We start from the raw sequence: 1,356 nt of genomic DNA on the forward strand, positions 1-1,356 counted from the left end.
CGGATTCCGCAACCTCGGCCACTACATCTTGCGGTCACTCATCCACTCCGGCGGCCTGGCACAACACCTCGATGCACTCTGAATCCGGAAGAGCCACCAAACTGTCGCAAGAGTGGACATTTCGCCACCGTGCGCTACACCTCAGAACAACCACGAGCACCCATCACCGAGCGATCTTCCACACAGCGCAACAATGGCTGTCGACCGCGACAGGAGCAGCGTACGGTCGCGACCAGTAGCTCACCCGCCTATCGGAGCGTCAGTTGTAGAGATCGTCCAGTTGCTCGATGGTCTTGCCTGACGCGTCACCGATGATATCCATGATCGTCGGATAGACCCGCGACTTCGGGCTGACGATCGAGGTGTGATCCTCGCCGGTCGCGATCACCAGGTCCCCGATACCGTTCACCTTCTCCACCGCGTCGATGTAGCGCTCCGAGTTCGTGGGAGGGACGATGGTGTCCTTGTCGCCGTGGATCGCGATCACCGGCATCTCCGGGTCGATGTTCTGGATCGGATCGACCGAGGTGTACCGGTCGGGCACCTGCGCCGGCGTCCCGCCGAGGGCCGTCACGATCCGATCATCGCCGTGGCGCACCGCGTAGATCATGTCCAGCGGACCGGCCAAGGACACGACCCGTGTGGGCCGGAACTTCGGCTCCGACCCGACCTCATTCGCGTTCAGTTTGTTGCGCGTGCCCGCCCACACCGCGAGCTGGGCGCCGGCGCTGTGGCCGACGACGAGTTCGTCGTCGGTCGTGATCTCGGGGTGCTTCTTATCGATCTCGGGGACGAGGTCGAGTGCGTCGGCGACATCGGTAAACGTCGTCGGCCAGCCGCCGCCGGAACCGACGCGACGGTACTCGATATTGTAGACCGCCATGCCGCGGCGGGCGAGGTCTGCGGCGTAGAAACTCATCGTGTCGAACCCGATGTGCGACTGCCAACTGCCACCGTGGATCAGCACGACCAACGGGACGGTGTCGACGGCGTGAGTGCCGGTCCGCAGGTAGAAGGGCTCTTCCGGATTCAGAGTGCATCGAGGTGTTGTGCCAGGCCGCCGGAGTGGATGAGTGATCGCAAGATGTAGTGGCCGAGGTTGCGGAATCCGAGCGCGATGCCGCGGAGGTGTTCCAAACGGCCGTTGATGGCTTCCACGGGTCCGTTGGAGGCGCCGGTGTCGAAGTAGGCCAAGGTCTCGTTCCGGCGGGCCCACAACGAGCGGCCGAGTTGGGCGAGTTCGGCCAATTCTTTCGGCACACCGGTGTGGATGCGTTTGAGCAGCTTGTACATCGCGATCTTCCCGTCACGCTTGTGCGGCTGGTCGTAGGCGTCGATCAGGTCTTGATAGACGGC

General features: G+C 63.3%; 2 protein-coding genes. Both read right to left on the bottom strand.

Annotation, left to right across the window (positions count from 1 at the left end; all coding sequences use genetic code 11):
- Positions 1 to 259: 259 nt before the first annotated feature.
- Positions 260 to 1,108 carry an alpha/beta hydrolase family protein gene (locus tag ACZ4TW_RS24005; protein WP_465547027.1) on the bottom strand — a complete coding sequence of 283 codons (849 nt, stop codon included), beginning with the start codon at positions 1,106 to 1,108 and terminating at the stop codon, positions 260 to 262.
- A partial coding sequence (locus ACZ4TW_RS24010; RefSeq protein ID WP_465547024.1) for a transposase occupies positions 1,030 to 1,356 on the bottom strand: 327 nt, incomplete at its 5' end. The genes ACZ4TW_RS24005 and ACZ4TW_RS24010, both read right to left, overlap by 79 nt.

This window comes from Agromyces sp. NPDC029043, from assembly GCF_055564615.1.